This is a genomic window from Streptomyces shinuiensis, assembly GCF_043660855.1.
Lineage (GTDB): Bacteria > Actinomycetota > Actinomycetes > Streptomycetales > Streptomycetaceae > Streptomyces.
This window is the reverse complement of record NZ_JBIHML010000001.1, coordinates 5,150,751-5,164,801: the sequence shown is the minus strand read 5'-3', so window position 1 is coordinate 5,164,801 and position 14,051 is coordinate 5,150,751. Positions and strand designations below refer to the sequence as shown.

Annotated in this window: 15 protein-coding genes and 1 pseudogene; 7 read left to right on the top strand and 9 right to left on the bottom strand. The window is 72.3% G+C overall.

Annotated features, from left to right (window positions below; translation table 11 throughout):
• Nucleotides 1–36: 36 nt before the first annotated feature.
• From ACGRHY_RS23440 to ACGRHY_RS23425, 4 genes are all read right to left on the bottom strand, one after another.
• Entirely contained in the window at nucleotides 37–246 is a 210-nt protein-coding gene (locus ACGRHY_RS23440; protein ID WP_394637282.1) for a DUF4236 domain-containing protein, read from the bottom strand.
• A gap of 99 nt (nucleotides 247–345) precedes the next feature.
• On the bottom strand, nucleotides 346–651 hold the full coding sequence (locus ACGRHY_RS23435; RefSeq protein WP_394637281.1) for a hypothetical protein: 306 nt from the start codon (nucleotides 649–651) through the stop codon (nucleotides 346–348).
• Nucleotides 644–1,225 carry a hypothetical protein gene (locus ACGRHY_RS23430; protein WP_394637280.1) on the bottom strand — a complete coding sequence of 194 codons (582 nt, stop codon included), beginning with the start codon at nucleotides 1,223–1,225 and terminating at the stop codon, nucleotides 644–646. Before ACGRHY_RS23430 ends, ACGRHY_RS23435 begins: the two co-directional genes overlap by 8 nt.
• Before the next feature lie 155 nt (nucleotides 1,226–1,380).
• The gene (locus ACGRHY_RS23425; protein WP_394637279.1) at nucleotides 1,381–1,653 is read right to left on the bottom strand and encodes a hypothetical protein; all 273 of its coding nucleotides are present in this window, start codon (nucleotides 1,651–1,653) and stop codon (nucleotides 1,381–1,383) included.
• 306 nt (nucleotides 1,654–1,959) lie between these two features.
• Between ACGRHY_RS23425 and ACGRHY_RS23420 the strand changes: the two genes are divergently transcribed.
• The 3 genes and pseudogenes from ACGRHY_RS23420 to ACGRHY_RS23410 all read left to right on the top strand — a co-directional run bounded on the left by ACGRHY_RS23420 (nucleotide 1,960) and on the right by ACGRHY_RS23410 (nucleotide 4,036).
• Entirely contained in the window at nucleotides 1,960–3,075 is a 1,116-nt protein-coding gene (locus ACGRHY_RS23420; protein ID WP_394637278.1) for a MerR family transcriptional regulator, read from the top strand.
• 160 nt (nucleotides 3,076–3,235) lie between these two features.
• Nucleotides 3,236–3,478, top strand: a pseudogene (locus ACGRHY_RS23415) (VOC family protein); the annotation flags it as partial.
• Nucleotides 3,479–3,658: 180 nt separating this feature from the next.
• Nucleotides 3,659–4,036, top strand: a complete 378-nt coding sequence (locus ACGRHY_RS23410; RefSeq protein ID WP_394637277.1) for a VOC family protein — start codon at nucleotides 3,659–3,661, stop codon at nucleotides 4,034–4,036.
• A 179-nt stretch (nucleotides 4,037–4,215) separates the two neighbouring features.
• On the opposite strand, the gene ACGRHY_RS23405 is transcribed toward ACGRHY_RS23410, so the two are convergent.
• Both ACGRHY_RS23405 and ACGRHY_RS23400 read right to left on the bottom strand, forming a co-directional pair.
• The gene (locus tag ACGRHY_RS23405; RefSeq protein WP_394637276.1) at nucleotides 4,216–5,385 is read right to left on the bottom strand and encodes an MFS transporter; all 1,170 of its coding nucleotides are present in this window, start codon (nucleotides 5,383–5,385) and stop codon (nucleotides 4,216–4,218) included.
• 65 nt (nucleotides 5,386–5,450) lie between these two features.
• A complete protein-coding gene (locus ACGRHY_RS23400; protein WP_394637275.1) occupies nucleotides 5,451–5,669 on the bottom strand; it encodes a DUF397 domain-containing protein in 219 nt (72 codons plus the stop codon).
• Nucleotides 5,670–5,888: 219 nt separating this feature from the next.
• On the opposite strand from ACGRHY_RS23400, the gene ACGRHY_RS23395 reads away from it, so the two are divergent.
• Nucleotides 5,889–6,311, top strand: a complete 423-nt coding sequence (locus tag ACGRHY_RS23395) for a hypothetical protein (RefSeq protein WP_394637274.1) — start codon at nucleotides 5,889–5,891, stop codon at nucleotides 6,309–6,311.
• On the top strand, nucleotides 6,308–8,641 hold the full coding sequence (locus ACGRHY_RS23390; protein ID WP_394637273.1) for a tetratricopeptide repeat protein: 2,334 nt from the start codon (nucleotides 6,308–6,310) through the stop codon (nucleotides 8,639–8,641). Before ACGRHY_RS23395 ends, ACGRHY_RS23390 begins: the two co-directional genes overlap by 4 nt.
• A 183-nt stretch (nucleotides 8,642–8,824) precedes the next feature.
• Here the strand turns inward: ACGRHY_RS23390 and ACGRHY_RS23385 are convergent, their stop codons facing one another.
• Nucleotides 8,825–9,394 (bottom strand): GNAT family N-acetyltransferase, encoded by a 570-nt coding sequence (locus ACGRHY_RS23385; protein ID WP_394637272.1) that lies wholly within the window; start codon nucleotides 9,392–9,394, stop codon nucleotides 8,825–8,827.
• A 132-nt stretch (nucleotides 9,395–9,526) separates the two neighbouring features.
• On the opposite strand from ACGRHY_RS23385, the gene ACGRHY_RS23380 reads away from it, so the two are divergent.
• Nucleotides 9,527–10,465, top strand: coding sequence for an EamA family transporter (locus ACGRHY_RS23380; RefSeq protein WP_394637271.1), 939 nt, complete (start codon nucleotides 9,527–9,529; stop codon nucleotides 10,463–10,465).
• Between the two features lie 511 nt (nucleotides 10,466–10,976).
• Here ACGRHY_RS23380 and ACGRHY_RS23375 read toward each other — a convergent pair.
• Together ACGRHY_RS23375 and ACGRHY_RS23370 are read right to left on the bottom strand one after the other, a co-directional pair.
• Nucleotides 10,977–11,921, bottom strand: a complete 945-nt coding sequence (locus tag ACGRHY_RS23375; RefSeq protein ID WP_394637270.1) for a transporter substrate-binding domain-containing protein — start codon at nucleotides 11,919–11,921, stop codon at nucleotides 10,977–10,979.
• A 12-nt stretch (nucleotides 11,922–11,933) separates the two neighbouring features.
• On the bottom strand, nucleotides 11,934–12,578 hold the full coding sequence (locus ACGRHY_RS23370) for a hypothetical protein (RefSeq protein WP_394637269.1): 645 nt from the start codon (nucleotides 12,576–12,578) through the stop codon (nucleotides 11,934–11,936).
• A 687-nt stretch (nucleotides 12,579–13,265) separates the two neighbouring features.
• Between ACGRHY_RS23370 and ACGRHY_RS23365 the strand changes: the two genes are divergently transcribed.
• Nucleotides 13,266–14,033, top strand: coding sequence for a class I SAM-dependent methyltransferase (locus tag ACGRHY_RS23365; RefSeq protein ID WP_394637268.1), 768 nt, complete (start codon nucleotides 13,266–13,268; stop codon nucleotides 14,031–14,033).
• Nucleotides 14,034–14,051 lie beyond the last annotated feature (18 nt).

The following is a 14,051-nucleotide window of genomic DNA, read 5'->3' as shown; positions in this document are numbered from 1 at the left end:
CGGTGTACGACGCGCGGCGCTTGGGCCGCCTCGGTCTCAGCGGCCGCCGCGGCGGCTCCGGCTCGTCGTCGTCCTGCGGTATCCGAACGGGCCGGGAAGGTTCACCGACGTGGTGCGGCGTCCCCTGGACCCGAACGTGCGCCTGGGGCCATTCCCCCTGCCCAGGGTGAGCGACCAGGAGCGGCGGTTGCGGTTCAGTCGCACTCCGGGCAGGATCCGGATGCTCTTGCGGAACGTGACGGCCATACGGTCCTCCTCGGCTCGGCTGTCCTCGGCGTACCCGGCGGCGAACCGCCCCGCCGGGTACGGATGTTGCCCGTATGCCCGACTTCGGCTCCGCTGGACTCAGCCGCCTCCGTCCCCCCTGCCGCTCTCCCCCTCCCCCGGCGAAGCGGCGCGGCGGGCCGCCTCCGCCAGTGCCTGCTCCCTGCTCATCCCGACGAGCACTCCGGCGGGGACCGCCGCCGCGGCGCAGCCGCCGTCGTGGTCGTACGCCAGGTCGTCCAGGAAGCCCTGCCTGCGCAGGGACCACACGCGCGGACGCACCGTCAGCGGGCGCCCGCGCAGCAGCAGCGGCCCTCCGCACACGCAGCAGTGCGTCACCTCCGGCTCCCACGGGCCGCCGACGGCGCGCACGACGGACTCAGACATCGCGCCCCTCCCTCCTGCCCTCTCCCCGACCGCCCTCTCCCCCACCGGCCCGGGCGGCGCGCAGCAGCGTCCTGCGCGTCCACCACTCGCGCAGCGTCCACTCCAGCTCCGCCAGGGCTCCGGCCGCCAGCACGGCGCTCGCCGTCCAGCGGCACGCCGCGTGCCAGAACGAGGCGCCCTCGGGGGCCGCCAGGGCCAGCGCCCCGCCCGAGCCCAGCATGGCGATCCCCAGGTTGTAGGTCAGGGCCGCCCGGCGGCTCAGCCGCAGCCACTCCCCGAAGTGGCGGCGCTGCTCCCGCCGCAGCACCTCGCCGGAGGGCCTGAAAGAGTCCGGCGGGTGCCAGGACTCCACGTCCGCCGGGGAGTACAGGTGGCGGCGGGCGTGGAAGCCGTACTGCACACTGCCGACGAGCGCGGTGAAGGCGAGGGTGAGCAGCAGCATCGCGGGCCCTGGCCAGCGGAACTTCTCGGCGTCCGCGCCCAGCACACCGACGGTGGCGATGCAGGCGCCGGCCAGCAGCGGCGCCGCGACGAAGTGGGCCGCCTCGGACGCGCCGCCCTGCCCCAGAGGCACCGGTCTCCCCCAACTCCCCTGCCCCTCGGCCATGTTCACCCTGCTTCCTCCCCCGCGCCGTCCCCGCACCAGTTTCTCGGCCGGGGGCGCGGCCCGTAAAGCGCGTTCCGGCGCGGCGGACTCGTTCCCGGCGGCCGCTCTCCCCTGTCCGTGTACTACCCGGGTGTGGTGATCAGCAGCGGGTTGGACACGGCGGGGACGGGCGAAGGCAGATCCGCATAGGCGGCCTCGGGGTCCCTGCCCGCCTTCACCGCGCGGTAGGTGGTGCCATCCATCAGGACGGCGGTCAGGGGCCGCTCGGACCCCGGCGCGGTGGTGGTGAGGTCCGCCTCGTAGGTGTACCGTCCCGGCCCCTGCTGTCCCAGCTCGTACCTCAGGGTGTAATGGACGCGCGGCCGGTCCGGATCACCGGTCTCCTTGCGCACCACCCACGACAGGCGGTTTCCCGGACCGACTCGAGCTGTGTGTCGTCGTCCGTCCCGACTTCGCCCATGCCGCCCCTTTCCGTCACCGGGCGCAACGCGGCTCCGCGCCGCGTCACGACACGGCGCGGAGCGCGTACAACGGCCGCCGGAACGCCTACAGCTCGGCCCCGTAGGCACTCCCCGGCCGTCCGCGCGGGCAGGCGCCGCCGTCTCCCGCGGGGGTGCGGAGCCTGGCCGTGGCCGGTCGCACGCGGTGTCAGGAGCGAAGCGCTTGACCCCCACGTGGCGTCATGCCGCATCGTCGGTGGTGTGGAAGAGCACCTGACCGTGGGACGCGTGGCAGAGCTGGCCGACGTGACCGTCCGCACGCTGCATCACTACGACGAGATCGGCCTCGTACGGCCGTCCGCGCGGACGGCGGCCGGGTACCGGGCCTACTCGGCGGGCGACGTGGAGCGGCTACGGGAGGTACTCGTCTACCGGCGGCTGGGCTTCGGACTGCGCGAGATCGCGAATCTGGTTGACGACCCGGCCACCGACACGGTCGCGCACCTGCGCCGACTGCGCGGCCTGCTGCTGGAACAGCGCGACCGCACTGCTGCCATGGTGACGTCCATAGACAAGGAACTGGAGGTACGGGCCATGGGGGGCAGGACGACGCCGGAGGAACAGCTGAAAGCGTTCGGCGCACAGTTTTACGACGCCATCGGGTCCGCTTACCCCGCGACGCGGCGCACCGAGCCGCGGATCGCCGCGAAGGTCTGGGATGCGCTCGGGGACGCGCGGACGGTGCTGAACGCCGGGGCCGGCACCGGCTCCTACGAGCCCTCCGACCGCGACGTCACGGCGGTGGAACCGTCGGCGGTCATGCGGGCGCAGCGTCCCGTCGGCGCGGCGCCGTGCGTGGCCGCCGCCGCGGAGAACCTCCCGTTCGAGGACCGGTCCTTCGACGCCGCGATGGCCTTCAGCACCGTTCACCACTGGCAGGACCCGATCGCCGGGCTGCGCGAAATGCGGCGCGTGGCCCGCCGCGTGGTGGTGTTCACGCACGACGCCGGTGACACCGGATGGCGTCACCGGTTCTGGCTCACCCGCGACTACCTGCCCGAGGTCGCCGGCCTGGTCGCCGGTCGCCCCTCGGTGAACCGGCTGGCCTGCGCGATCGGGGCCCGTATGGACCCGGTGCTCATTCCGTGGGACTGTGCTGACGGCTTCTTCGAGGCCTACTGGCGTCGGCCCGAGGCGTACCTGGACGAACATGTGCGCCGCGCGATATCGGTATGGACCAGAGTCGGGCCGGAGGCCGAGCAGCGGGCGGTGAACAGACTCCGCGGCGATCTTTCCTCGGGCCGGTGGGCCGAACGCAACCGCGACCTCGTCGCCCTCGACGCGGCGGAGCTCGGCCTCCGCCTGCTCGTGGCCTGAAGCACCGTGCGCGAGAACGCCGGTCGTCTGACTTTGCACATGATCGACCGGACGGGTCGTGCGCTTCATCCGGTGAGTGGCCCGTTCACCTGGCGGGGCCGAGCGCTCCGGTCGGCGAGCTGAGCATCGCGGCTGGTGAGCGAGCCGATTCCTGTTCGGCGACGATGCGGTGCTGCGCTCCGCCAAGGGTGTCGGCCCGTACCTGGAGTTCCTCCGCACGCCCGGTGTGAAGACCGCACCGGACCGCGTCCACCTCGACCTGCTGCCGTACCCGGGTGACGACAAGGAGGCGGACGTGGCCCGGCTGCGGGCCCTGGGCGCCACCGACCTCGACCTCGGCCGGGGCGAGGTGCTGTGGACGTGCCTGACCGGCCCCGAGGGCCACGAGTTCTGCGTCTGCGCCCTGCCCCGACACCCTGACGCGGAGCCGCGACGACACCCCGGCACGGCGGGCCTCGTGTGCCGATGCGCCGTGCCCCTGGGCGGGCCGCGGGGTCCCTGAAAACCCCTCGCTCCCGCTCGTCTCGCCCGGTACGGTCACGGGCGTCCTGGCGGTTCCCACACCGAAAGCAGGTTTTCGTCGATGGCATGTCGTATCAGTGAGCTCGTGCTCGGTTGCCGCGACCCCGAGGTACTGGCGCGGTTCTGGTGCGAGGTCCTGGACTTCGTGGTGCTCGACCGTGAGGAGGGCTGCGTCGAGATCGGGCCGCGCGAGGGGTTCGGCGGTCCGCAGCCGACGATCATCCTCAGCCGCAGGGACGAGCCGGAGCCGGGGAAGTCCCGGCTGCACATCGACGTCAACGCCACCGACCGCGACCAGGACGCCGAACTCGAGCGCCTCCTGAAGCTCGGGGCGCGCCCGGCCGACATCGGCCAGACCGGCGAGGAGTCCTGGCACGTTCTCGCCGATCCGGAGGGCAACGAGTTCTGCCTGCTCAAGGCCCGCCTCAGCCCGCTCTGACGTTCTCCGGCCACGCCCGCCCGGCGCCCGGTGCCGGGGCCCCGGCCCGAAACCCGGTGTAGCGGGCAAGCCTTGGCCGTGAGGCGACCGCCGGGTCGGGCAGTTCGACCTGGCCGGTCGGCTCCACCAGCAGGCGGGATGGTCCGCGAAGCGGCACCGTCGCGCCGGGAGCCGGACCGTCAGCTGGCTGATGCCCCGCGCCGCCAGGGCGCCAACGCCAACGCGGCGACGGCCAGTACGGCGGTGGCCGCCCACAGCGTCGCATGCAGGCCGACCTGTCTGGCGACGAGACCGCCGGCAAGAGCCCCCAGGCCGGCCGCGCCGACGCCGAAAAGCCGGAAGGCGGAGACGACACGCCCCAGAAGGTGATCGGGCGTGAGTGCCTGACGGGCCGAACCCACAGCAACGCTGGTGAGGGTGGACGCGGCGCCGATGAGGGCCAGAAAGGCCCCTGCGGCGTAGGCGTTGGGGGAGACGGCGATCCCGAGCCAGGCGACGCTCTGGAGTGCTGTGGCCAGGGACATCGTCTGGCGGTAGGTGAACCGGCGGGTCAGAGGAGCGGCGCGCCAGCCGGTGACGACACCGCCGAACGCCGCGACGGCCAGCAGGACACCGTAGCCCACGTCGGAGACGTGGAGGTTCCTGGTCACGTAGAGAACGAAAGGCGCCATGGCCACGTTATAGGCGAAGTTGTAGGTCGCCATGCTCGCGGCGAGCACCTTCAGTTCCGCTGTCGCGCGCAGATGGGCGAGTCCGTCGCGGATGGCCGACATCATCGGCTGGCTGCCCCCGGCGGGCGGCATGGACGGCAGACGGCTGAGGCAGAGTGCGGAGAGTACGAAGGAAACGGCGTCACCGGCGAAGGGGAGCGCCCTGGAGACACTGAAGGCGGTGGAGCCGAGGGGCGGCCCGGCCAGTGACCGGCCCACGGTGTCGATGGCCCAGTAACGTCCGTTGACCCTGGCGAGAGCCTCCTTGTCCCGACCGACCAGGGTGGGGATGACCGCCTGGGAGGCAGCGTCGAAGAAACACCCCGCGATACCGACGAACAGGATCGCGGTCAGCAGAAGCGGAATGCCCACATGGGCCGTCAGGATGAGCACCGAGAGAACGCCGAGGACCGCGGCTCGCAGCAGATCGGCGGTGATCATCACCAGTCGGCGCGGCCAGCGGTCGACCAGTGCCCCGGCCGGCAGACCGGCGATCAGCCAGGGCAGGTAGAAGGCCGCGGTCACCGCGGAGACCGCCAGCGGATCGCGGGTGAGCGATGCGGCAAGGAGCGGTGCGGCGGCCAGGAAGGCTCCGTCTCCGGTGACCGAGACACCAGTCGCGAGGAGCAGAGGGGTCACCCGGCCGGACGGACGAGTGTCGGTCCGGTCTCCCGCCCGGGGCGTCCGGTTGCTGTGCTCGGTAGTCAGTTGTCAGTCCATTCCGGCGTGAAGTCGTCGCCTCGCAGGCCGTTCAGAAAGGATGTCCACACCGAGGGGCGGAAGGCCAGGACAGGCCCGACGCCGAGGTCCTTGGTGTCGCGCACTCCGATCAGGCGGGTTTCCAGGGCCACTTCGACGCAGCCGCTGTCCCCGCTTCCGGTTCCCTTGCGCCAGCGGGCGTGCTGGAAGTCCACGTCCGTCACAGGTGCCTCCAGAAGGTCATGGTGTGAGCCGTGTCCGACCGGCTACGGTGAGCATTACCACCCAAGCCGACCAGCGCCCGGTCCCACAAGATGTTTTGGCCGGAAACCGGTGCGCCGAGGCTCCTCCGGGGCTGCCGGGGAAGGGCGCTGCCGCTGACGGCGGACCGGGCCTTTCCAGGGTGGGCACGCTCTGCGCGAAAGCCACTGGGGGAGGAAGAGATGGACCCGGAGATCGCCGCGCTGGCAGGATCGGCGGGCACCACCGTGCTCACGTTGATGGTCACCGACGCATGGGAACGCGCCCGCGACGGCGTGGTCTCCCTGTGGCGCCGGGTGCACCCGGACCGGGCCGACGCGGTCGGCGCGGAGCTGGAGGCCACCCGTTCCGACCTGCTGGCCGCCGCCGAGGCCGGGGACGTTCGGCCCCGGGAAGAACTGCACAGCGAGTGGCAGGGGCGGATCCGCCGACTGCTGGCCGCCGATCCGCGGATCGCCGAAGATCTGCGCCGGCTGCTGGAGGAGATCGGTCCGGCCGACGGGCAGGAACCGGCACCGGCCGCCCGGATCCGGATGCAGGCCCGCGCCTCCGGACACGGCCGGGTGTACCAGGCGGGCCGCGACCAGCACATCACCGAGAAGTGACCGCTCACAACGTGCCCGAACGGGACATGGCGGCCGGCTCGTCGCTCCAGGGGCGGGCGGCCGGGCACGGCCGGGTGTACCAGGCGGCCGGGAACCAACTGATCACCGAGCACCATCACCACTACCAGATTCCCGCCCGGATCCCGGCCCGGAGCGCCGCGCCGGTGGTACCGGCCCCCGACTCCGTCCGTACGGCACTGGTCGAACGCCCCCCTCGGGTGCTGCGCAACCGTGCTTCGGTGCGCGCCGCTCTGGCTTCGGCTCTGGAGGAGCGCGGCGGTATCCACGTGGTACACGGCATGGGTGGCTGCGGCAAGACGTCCCTGGCCCACTGGCTCTTCCAGGAAGCCCGGCAGCGAGGGCTGGTCGGTCTGTGGGTGACCGCTTCGGAGCGTATGGCGCTGCGTGCCGCGATGCTCGCCGTGGCGGCCGATCGCGGCGCCGCCACCGTGGAGCTCGTCGCCGCGCACAACGGCCAGCGCGCGGCAGCCGATCTGGTCTGGCACTACCTGGATCATTCCCCCGAGCCATGGTTACTGGTCATCGACAACGCCGACGACCCCGCCCCCTTGGAGGAGGGCGGATGGCTGCGCTCAAGCCCCGCCGGCACCGTGCTGGTCACCACTCGGCGGGCCAACGCGCCGTTATGGCGGGGCACCGTGCTGCACCACCTGGACGTGCTGCCGCTGGACGACGCCGCCCAGGTCCTGCGTGACCTGGCTCCCGAGACCGGCACCTTCGAGGAGGCCCAGGTGGTGGCCCGCCGCCTGGGCTGCCTGCCCCTGGCACTCAACCTCGCCGGTTCGTACCTGGCCCGGCAACTCCTGGAGTCCTGGACGATGAGCGATTACCACGAGCACCTCAGAGAAGACGCCATCAACCTCATCGACCAGGGCGCCGATCCCGCCGCGGCCGGCCGGGACTCCCGCCATCTCGTCTCCCGCACCTGGCGGATCACCCTCGACGCCCTGGCCGAACAGGGCGTCCCCGAGACCATCGCGCTGCTGCGCCTGCTGTCCTGCTGGGGCCCCGACCCCTTGCCGCTAACCGTCCTGTCCCGCAGCGCCGTCGACGACGCCGACCTCGGCGCCGTGGAACCGTCACTGCGCGGCGACCGGGTGGAGCCCGCCCTACGCGCGCTGCTCGACCACTCCCTGGCCACCCTCCACCGCTTCCCCGGCGAGCGCCAGGAGACGGTGGTGCGCTGCGTGCAGATTCACGGCGTCCTCCTCGACAGCGTTCACGCGGACATCCCCGCCCACGACCGCACCGCCTACCTCCACGCGGCCTCCCTCCTGCTGGAAGCCACCCTTACCGACGGGCACACCCACGCGGTCGCCGCCGACCACATCCGGCTCATCGCCCCGCACGCGACCGCCCTGCTCCACCGCGTCGACCGCTCCACAGCGTCCGGTGCTGTCCGGCTGGCTGTGCGCGTCGCACAGCGGATCTACGAGGCCGGCGACTACTCCGCGGCCGTCGCCCTGGCATCCCTGGCCGGTGACGTCTCCGAACGCCTGCAGGGGGCCGAGCACCCCGAAACCCTCTCCGCCCGCCACCAGCAGGGCGACTCGCTGCGCCGCCAGGGCGGGCTGCAGCAGGCCGAGGCCCTGCTGCAGCGGGTCCACGGACAACGCGAGCGGGCCTTGGGGGCCGACCACCCGGACACTCTGCAGACGGCCGCCGTCCTCAGCGTCCCGCTCTACCTCCTCGGCCGCCACGAAGAGTGCCTGGGCTGGATGCGCCGGGCCATCGCCGGGCAGCGCCGCGCCCTGGGCGACGACCACGCCGAAACCCTCAGGAGCCGCGCACTCATCCTGGAGTTCCTCGTCGACACCGGCCACACCGAGGAGTTCCTCGGCGACGGCCCGGCCACCGTCGCCGACTGCGAACGCGCTCTCGGGCCGGACCACCCGGTCACCGTCGTCGCCTACAGCAACTACGCCTACGGACTTCTCCACGCCGGAACGCCCGAGGACGCGGAGGCCGCCGCGCGCCGGGCGCTGGAGGCCCGTATCCGCCTTCACGGCCCCGACCACCCTCTGGTCTACTCGGCCGAACTCGTACTCAGCTGGGCGCTGATGCTCTGCGGCGTCCACGACCAGGCCGTGGCCCTGATGCGCGAGGCCGTCGAAGGACGCGAGCGTCTCTTGGGCCGGGACCATCCACTGAGCGTCAAAGCGCGTGTCCTCCTCGCCGAACGCCTGGCCGCGGCAGGTCAGGGCCGGGAAGCCCGGGAGCTCATCGCCGACAACCTCGCCGATGCGGAGCGCGTCTACGGGCCGGACGACCCGGACGTGAAGAGGATCCGGGCGACCTTCGCCACATGAGCCCCCGGAGTGCGGCGACGGCCCAGGGCGCCACCGGCCGTTCCAGAACCGGCTGACGACCTCCCCGCCACCGGACGACAGTTCCCGGAGGGTCCTGGCGGTCCACCACCACAGCCGAGGACGGCGGCCGCGGTGCGGTGGGCGTCACGGCCGGTTCCACTCATCCCGGTAACGCGGCCGCGCTCAGTCCCGGGCGGCGGGGCCGGGAGCCTCGCCGGTGGGCCGGTCTGCGCGGTAGACGTGGTGGGCGCGGCCGTCGGCCGGGTTGTCCGGATCCAGGTCGGCCGTGCCGACCCTGCGCAGCCCGGCCTTCTCCAGGGCCCGCCACGACGCGCGGTTGGCCGCGTTCACCGGGACGACGACGGCGGATGCCTCCGGGTGGTCGGCCCAGGTGGCCGCCACGACCGCCCGGACGACGCGCGGCCCCAGTCCCCGCCCCACCCGGGCGGGGTCACCGACCAGGTAGTCGATCGTGACCGCCGAGTCGGGCAGTTCGACTTGGCCGGCCAGCTCCGCGCGGTAGTCGGGGTAGTCCGAGAAGCGGCACCGCTGCACCAGGGCGACCGGTGTGCCGTCCTCCATGACCAGCAGGTCCTCGGAGGGCTCCTCACCGCGCGCCGCCGGGCCGAAGTCCCGCGCGACCGCCTCCGCGGACGTGTCGTGGTGCCACCACCGCGCCACGTGCGGCTTCGCGAGCCACTTCCGCAGCAACCCGAAGTCCCCCTCGGTCACCCGCCGCCATGTGAGCACCATGCCTCCCCGTCGTCCTCGGTCCGCACCGGCTCCGGCGATCCGCCGTGCCGGAGGTCCACCACGGGATCATCCCGGATGCGGGCGGCGGGAAAAACATGTGACGCGCGGCGCCCGGTCGTCGATACTCCGCGCGTGGCCATCTCGAACACCTCGAACGCGGACAGGACCAAACCCGGCACGTCCCCACCTTCCTCCCGGTCTCCCCGGTCCCCTCTGACCGCGTCGGCCGGTCGCCTCTTCGACGCGGTCCCGCCGACGGCACTGGTACTGCTCGGCATCGTCAGCGTCCAGGTGGGCGCGGCGCTGGCAAAGAACCTGTTCAGCGCGGCGGGCAGCTTCGGAACGGTCACGCTGCGGCTGTTCTTCGCGGCGGCGGTGCTGATGCTGCTGTGGCGGCCGTCGCCGCGCATGAACCGCCGCGCGTGGACGGTGGTGCTCGGCTACGGCGCGGTCCTGGGCCTGATGAACCTGTGCTTCTATCTGGCGCTGGCCCGGATCCCGCTGGGGATCGCGGTGACCATCGAGTTCCTCGGGCCGCTGGGGGTGGCCCTGGCCGGGGCGAGGCGTTGGCTGGACGCCTTCTGGGCCGTGCTCGCGGGAGGCGGCGTGGTGCTGCTGATGGAGGGACGCGGCGAACTCGACCTCATCGGCTGCCTGTTCGCCCTCGCCGCGGGGGTGTGCTGGGGGCTGTACATCCTTCTCGGCGCGGCACTGGGCCGCCACACCGCGGAAGGCGGCGGGCTGGCTCTGGGGATGGCCGTCGCGGCGCTGATGGCCGTGCCGTTCGGCGTGGCCGACAGCGGAACGGCACTGCTCCAGCCGTGGGTCCTGGCCGCGGGGCTCGGCGTGGCGCTGCTGTCGTCGGTGATCCCGTACTCGCTGGACCTGGAGGCGCTGCGCAGGATGCCGCCGCGTGTGTTCGGCATCCTGATGAGCCTGGAACCGGCGGTGGCGGCCCTCATCGGCCTGGTGGTGCTGCGGGAGTCGCTGTACTGGTCGCAGTGGGCCGCGGTGCTGTGCGTGGTGGTCGCGTCGGCGGGCGCCACCCGCGCCACCCGCCCCGACTCCTGACCGCCGGCGCCGGGCCGACGGGGCGGAGGCCGGAAAGCGAGCAGCCGGGCACGACCGGCGTTCGTACCGGTCCGCGAGGTGGCCGCGAACCACTTCCCACCCACGCCGCTCCCGGAGGAAAGGGGCACTGTGGTCCCCCTCGTGCCGGTGGTGGTCCTCACCGCCACCGCGTTGGTCCTCTCCCGCCTGATCCGGTGCGGAGTCGTCCTCCCGGGGAACGGGCACTGGTCCGGGTGGCGCCGTGCGGTCGCCGCCGCCTGCGCCTGCGCGGCCACGGCCTCGCACTCGCTGGGGGCCGTCGGCCCGATGACGACCGTGGCCGTGTCGCGGGACGGCGGGGCGCGGAGAGCAGCCGGCGGTGAGCGGCGCGGCTCGGCCGGCATCGCCAGGCGGGTCTCGACCGCGACGACTCCGGCGCCCAGCGCGACCAGCGCGCCGGTCAGCCTGCCGGTTCCGGCGCCGACGTCGAGCACGCGCCGGACGGGGGCGGGGACGGCGCCGGGGAGCCGGCTCAGTCGTCCGAGCAGGAGTAGGCGTCCACGTCGGATACGGCCGGCTTGTAGTGCTGCTCGAACTGCTCGTCCGCCGCGGCCAGTTTGGGGAAGTGGTTCCGGAAGGACTCGCGCCAGCGGGCGGAGGTGATGAACTCGCGCAGCTTCTCCGCGACGCGCCGGCAGTCCTCCTCCGCCCCCTCCTGGATGCCGACCCCGTAGAGCTGGGGCGAACCGATCTCCAGCCCCTCGACGACCCTGACGTCGTCGTGGCGCTCCACGAAGCCGTAGAGGACGGCCTGGTCCGTCCAGACCGCGTCGACGTTCCCGGCCCGCAGCTGCTGGACGCAGTCGGAGTAGTCCTCCTGGAGATGGACACCCGCCTCGGGCAGCAGTCTGGCGAGCTGCTTGCGGGTGGAGGGTTTGGAGTCACGCGTGTCGGAGGTGGAGCCCTGGACCGTGCAGACGACCTTGCCGGCGGTCTTCTCCCGGGAGTCGATGGAGCGGTCCTCGTCACGGACGAGCAGCCCCTGCCGGGTCTGGAAGTACGGCCCGGCGAAGTCGATCTCCTCGTCGCGGTCGTCGGTGATGGAGTACGTGGCGATCACCAGCTCGGCCGTGCCCTCCCGCAGGACCTTCTCACGGTCCTTGGAGGGGATGTCGTTGAAGGCCATGCCCTCGAACTTCATCTCCTTGCCGAGGAAGTTCGCCAGGTCGTTCTCGAAGCCGGCGTGGTGCCGCGTGTCGCCGTCCTCGACGTTGAAACCGGGCTGGTCGTACTTCACCCCGATGTTGACGCCGCGTGCGAGGATGGACGGCTTCTGCCGCGCCGCGGCGGAGGACGGCTCGTCGGAGACGCCCGGGGAGGGGCCGCCCGCGTCCCGGTCGGCGGTGCAGGCGGCCGTCAGCGTCAGTGCGCCGCACAGTGCCGCGGCGGTGAGTGGTCGGACTGTCGGTTTCATCATGGCTCCCGTGGGTCAGCGGTTCCGGAGAACGGCCTTCGTCACCTCAAGGGAGAGCAGACAACCGGGACCGGTCTCAAGCCTCACCTTCAGACGGACCCGCCGTTCACTCCTGTCGAGGTCGACCGACACCTCCCGGCCGGGCCTGGTCTTCTTCCGGCCGTCGAGGCCGGCTCCGGTCAACTGCAGAGAGCTGGACGGCACGCACGGCGAACCGAGGGGGTCCAGGTCCTCGGCGGCGAAGGTGACGCGCAGCTCGTCGCGGGGCCGGGGGACCCGCAGGGTCAGGTGGACCACCTCGCCGTCCCCCATCCGCTTCGGGCCGTCCTTCTCCCCCGTCACGGAGGTGAGCCCCACCTCGTCGGTCACCGTGACCGGACGCGTCTGCTCCACATGCCGCCACACGAGCAGCGCCCCCGTCACCAGGAGCGCCAGCAGTGCCAGGGCGCTGACCAGCTGCCAGGCCGAGAAAGTGTCGCGCACCAGGCTGAACAGCGCGAAGACCAGCAGAACGATGCTCCCCACGGAGGCGAGGACCGACTGCACGGCCGACGGGCTGCCCGGAAGCAGCGTCAGCGGGAGGACCGCCAGAACGATCGCCAGCACCACCAGGAGAACCACGGACCACGGTGTGCGGCGTACGACATCGACGAGCTTCACCCCAACCCCCGTTGGCGCACCGCTACGCTCGGTGCGTGTCCATAGTGACCCACCGTCTTCGCCATGGGTAGTGATTTCGCCGAATACTGCCCGCCCCGGGAAAGTTCGTCCGGTGTGATGCCGGGCCGCCCGCAAAGCCTCCCGCCCACCGCGTCCGCGCCCCTTCCCCGGACACAGCGTGCCGACGCCGCGCCGTAAGGCGATCCTCACGGTTCCGGCCCGACCCGCCCCGCACCGGACGGCGCCGGGGCGGGGGCACCACGAACCAGGGAACGAGGGGGAGGGGACGCCGCCGTGAAGCCCGGTCCGGCGGCCGCTCAGTTGCGGGGCGGTCTGACCGCAGGGCGCCGGAGCGGTCCCTCGGCCATCCCGGGACGGGGATCTTCCGGAGCCCGTACCTGCGCGTCAGGACGTCGTTCCACACCACCCGCGGCGGCCGGCAGTGGCATCTTCACCGAGGTCCTTCAGCGTTGCCGCTCCGGGGCGAGGGCGACTGTGGAGGTTCTGACCGCGCCAGAGCAGGGCACGCTGATCACAGCGCTGCTGCTCGACTTCGCCGCACAGGCGCTGTGGCCGCTGATCGGTTTGCTCCTAACCTGCTTGCGAGCTCCGCGATGCCCCACAAGCCGCCTCATGGCAGGCGGGCCCCCTCTGCTCGTCCAGTCCGGCCACCGGAAGGACCGCTCCATGGACTCCGAACCGGCGAACTCCGACGCCTGGACCGCTTACGGCGCGCATCACTTGGCGCGCGGCACCGACACACCCGAAGTGGACCGCCTCGCCTGGGGTTTCTGGCCGACCGGACCCGGTACCGAGATCCTCGGAAACGTCTCCGGTCACCGCGTGCTGGACCTCTGCTCCGGAACAGGCAGGTACGCCGCCCACCTGACCCGTGAACACGGTGCCCTGGTCGACGCGGTAGACGCCTCCGCCACCCAGCACGAACGCGCCCGCACCCGGTACGGCCGACGGCCCGGCCTGAACCTGATCCTGGCCGACGCCGTCGAACATCTGCGCACAGCGGAGCCGTACGACGTGATCTACTCCATCCACGGCTTCGCCTACATCGACCCCCGGCGGCTCCTGCCCGCTGTCGCCGCCGCGCTGTGTCCCGGCGGCCGCCTGGTCTTCTCCGTCCTGCACACCGACTCCGACGGACACGGACCCTCGGCCACCGTCACCGCCCGGCCGGAGACTTTGCCCCTGGCCGGCGGCGGCCGACTCACTGTACGGATGTGGGTCCTCACATCCGAACTGTGGGAAGGCCTGCTGGCCAAGCACCGACTCGTCGTCGACCGAGTCGTCGTCCTCGACGCCCCCGAGGACGACACTCCCGTCTCCTGCCGTCTCTTCCAGGTCCGTCACCAGACGGCGGGTCACCAACCACATGACCACCGGGGTGCCGGGATCACAACCCGCACGGCCTGCGACACAAACGGTCCGCCGTGTCCCTGAGCAGCGGCGTTCCCCTCC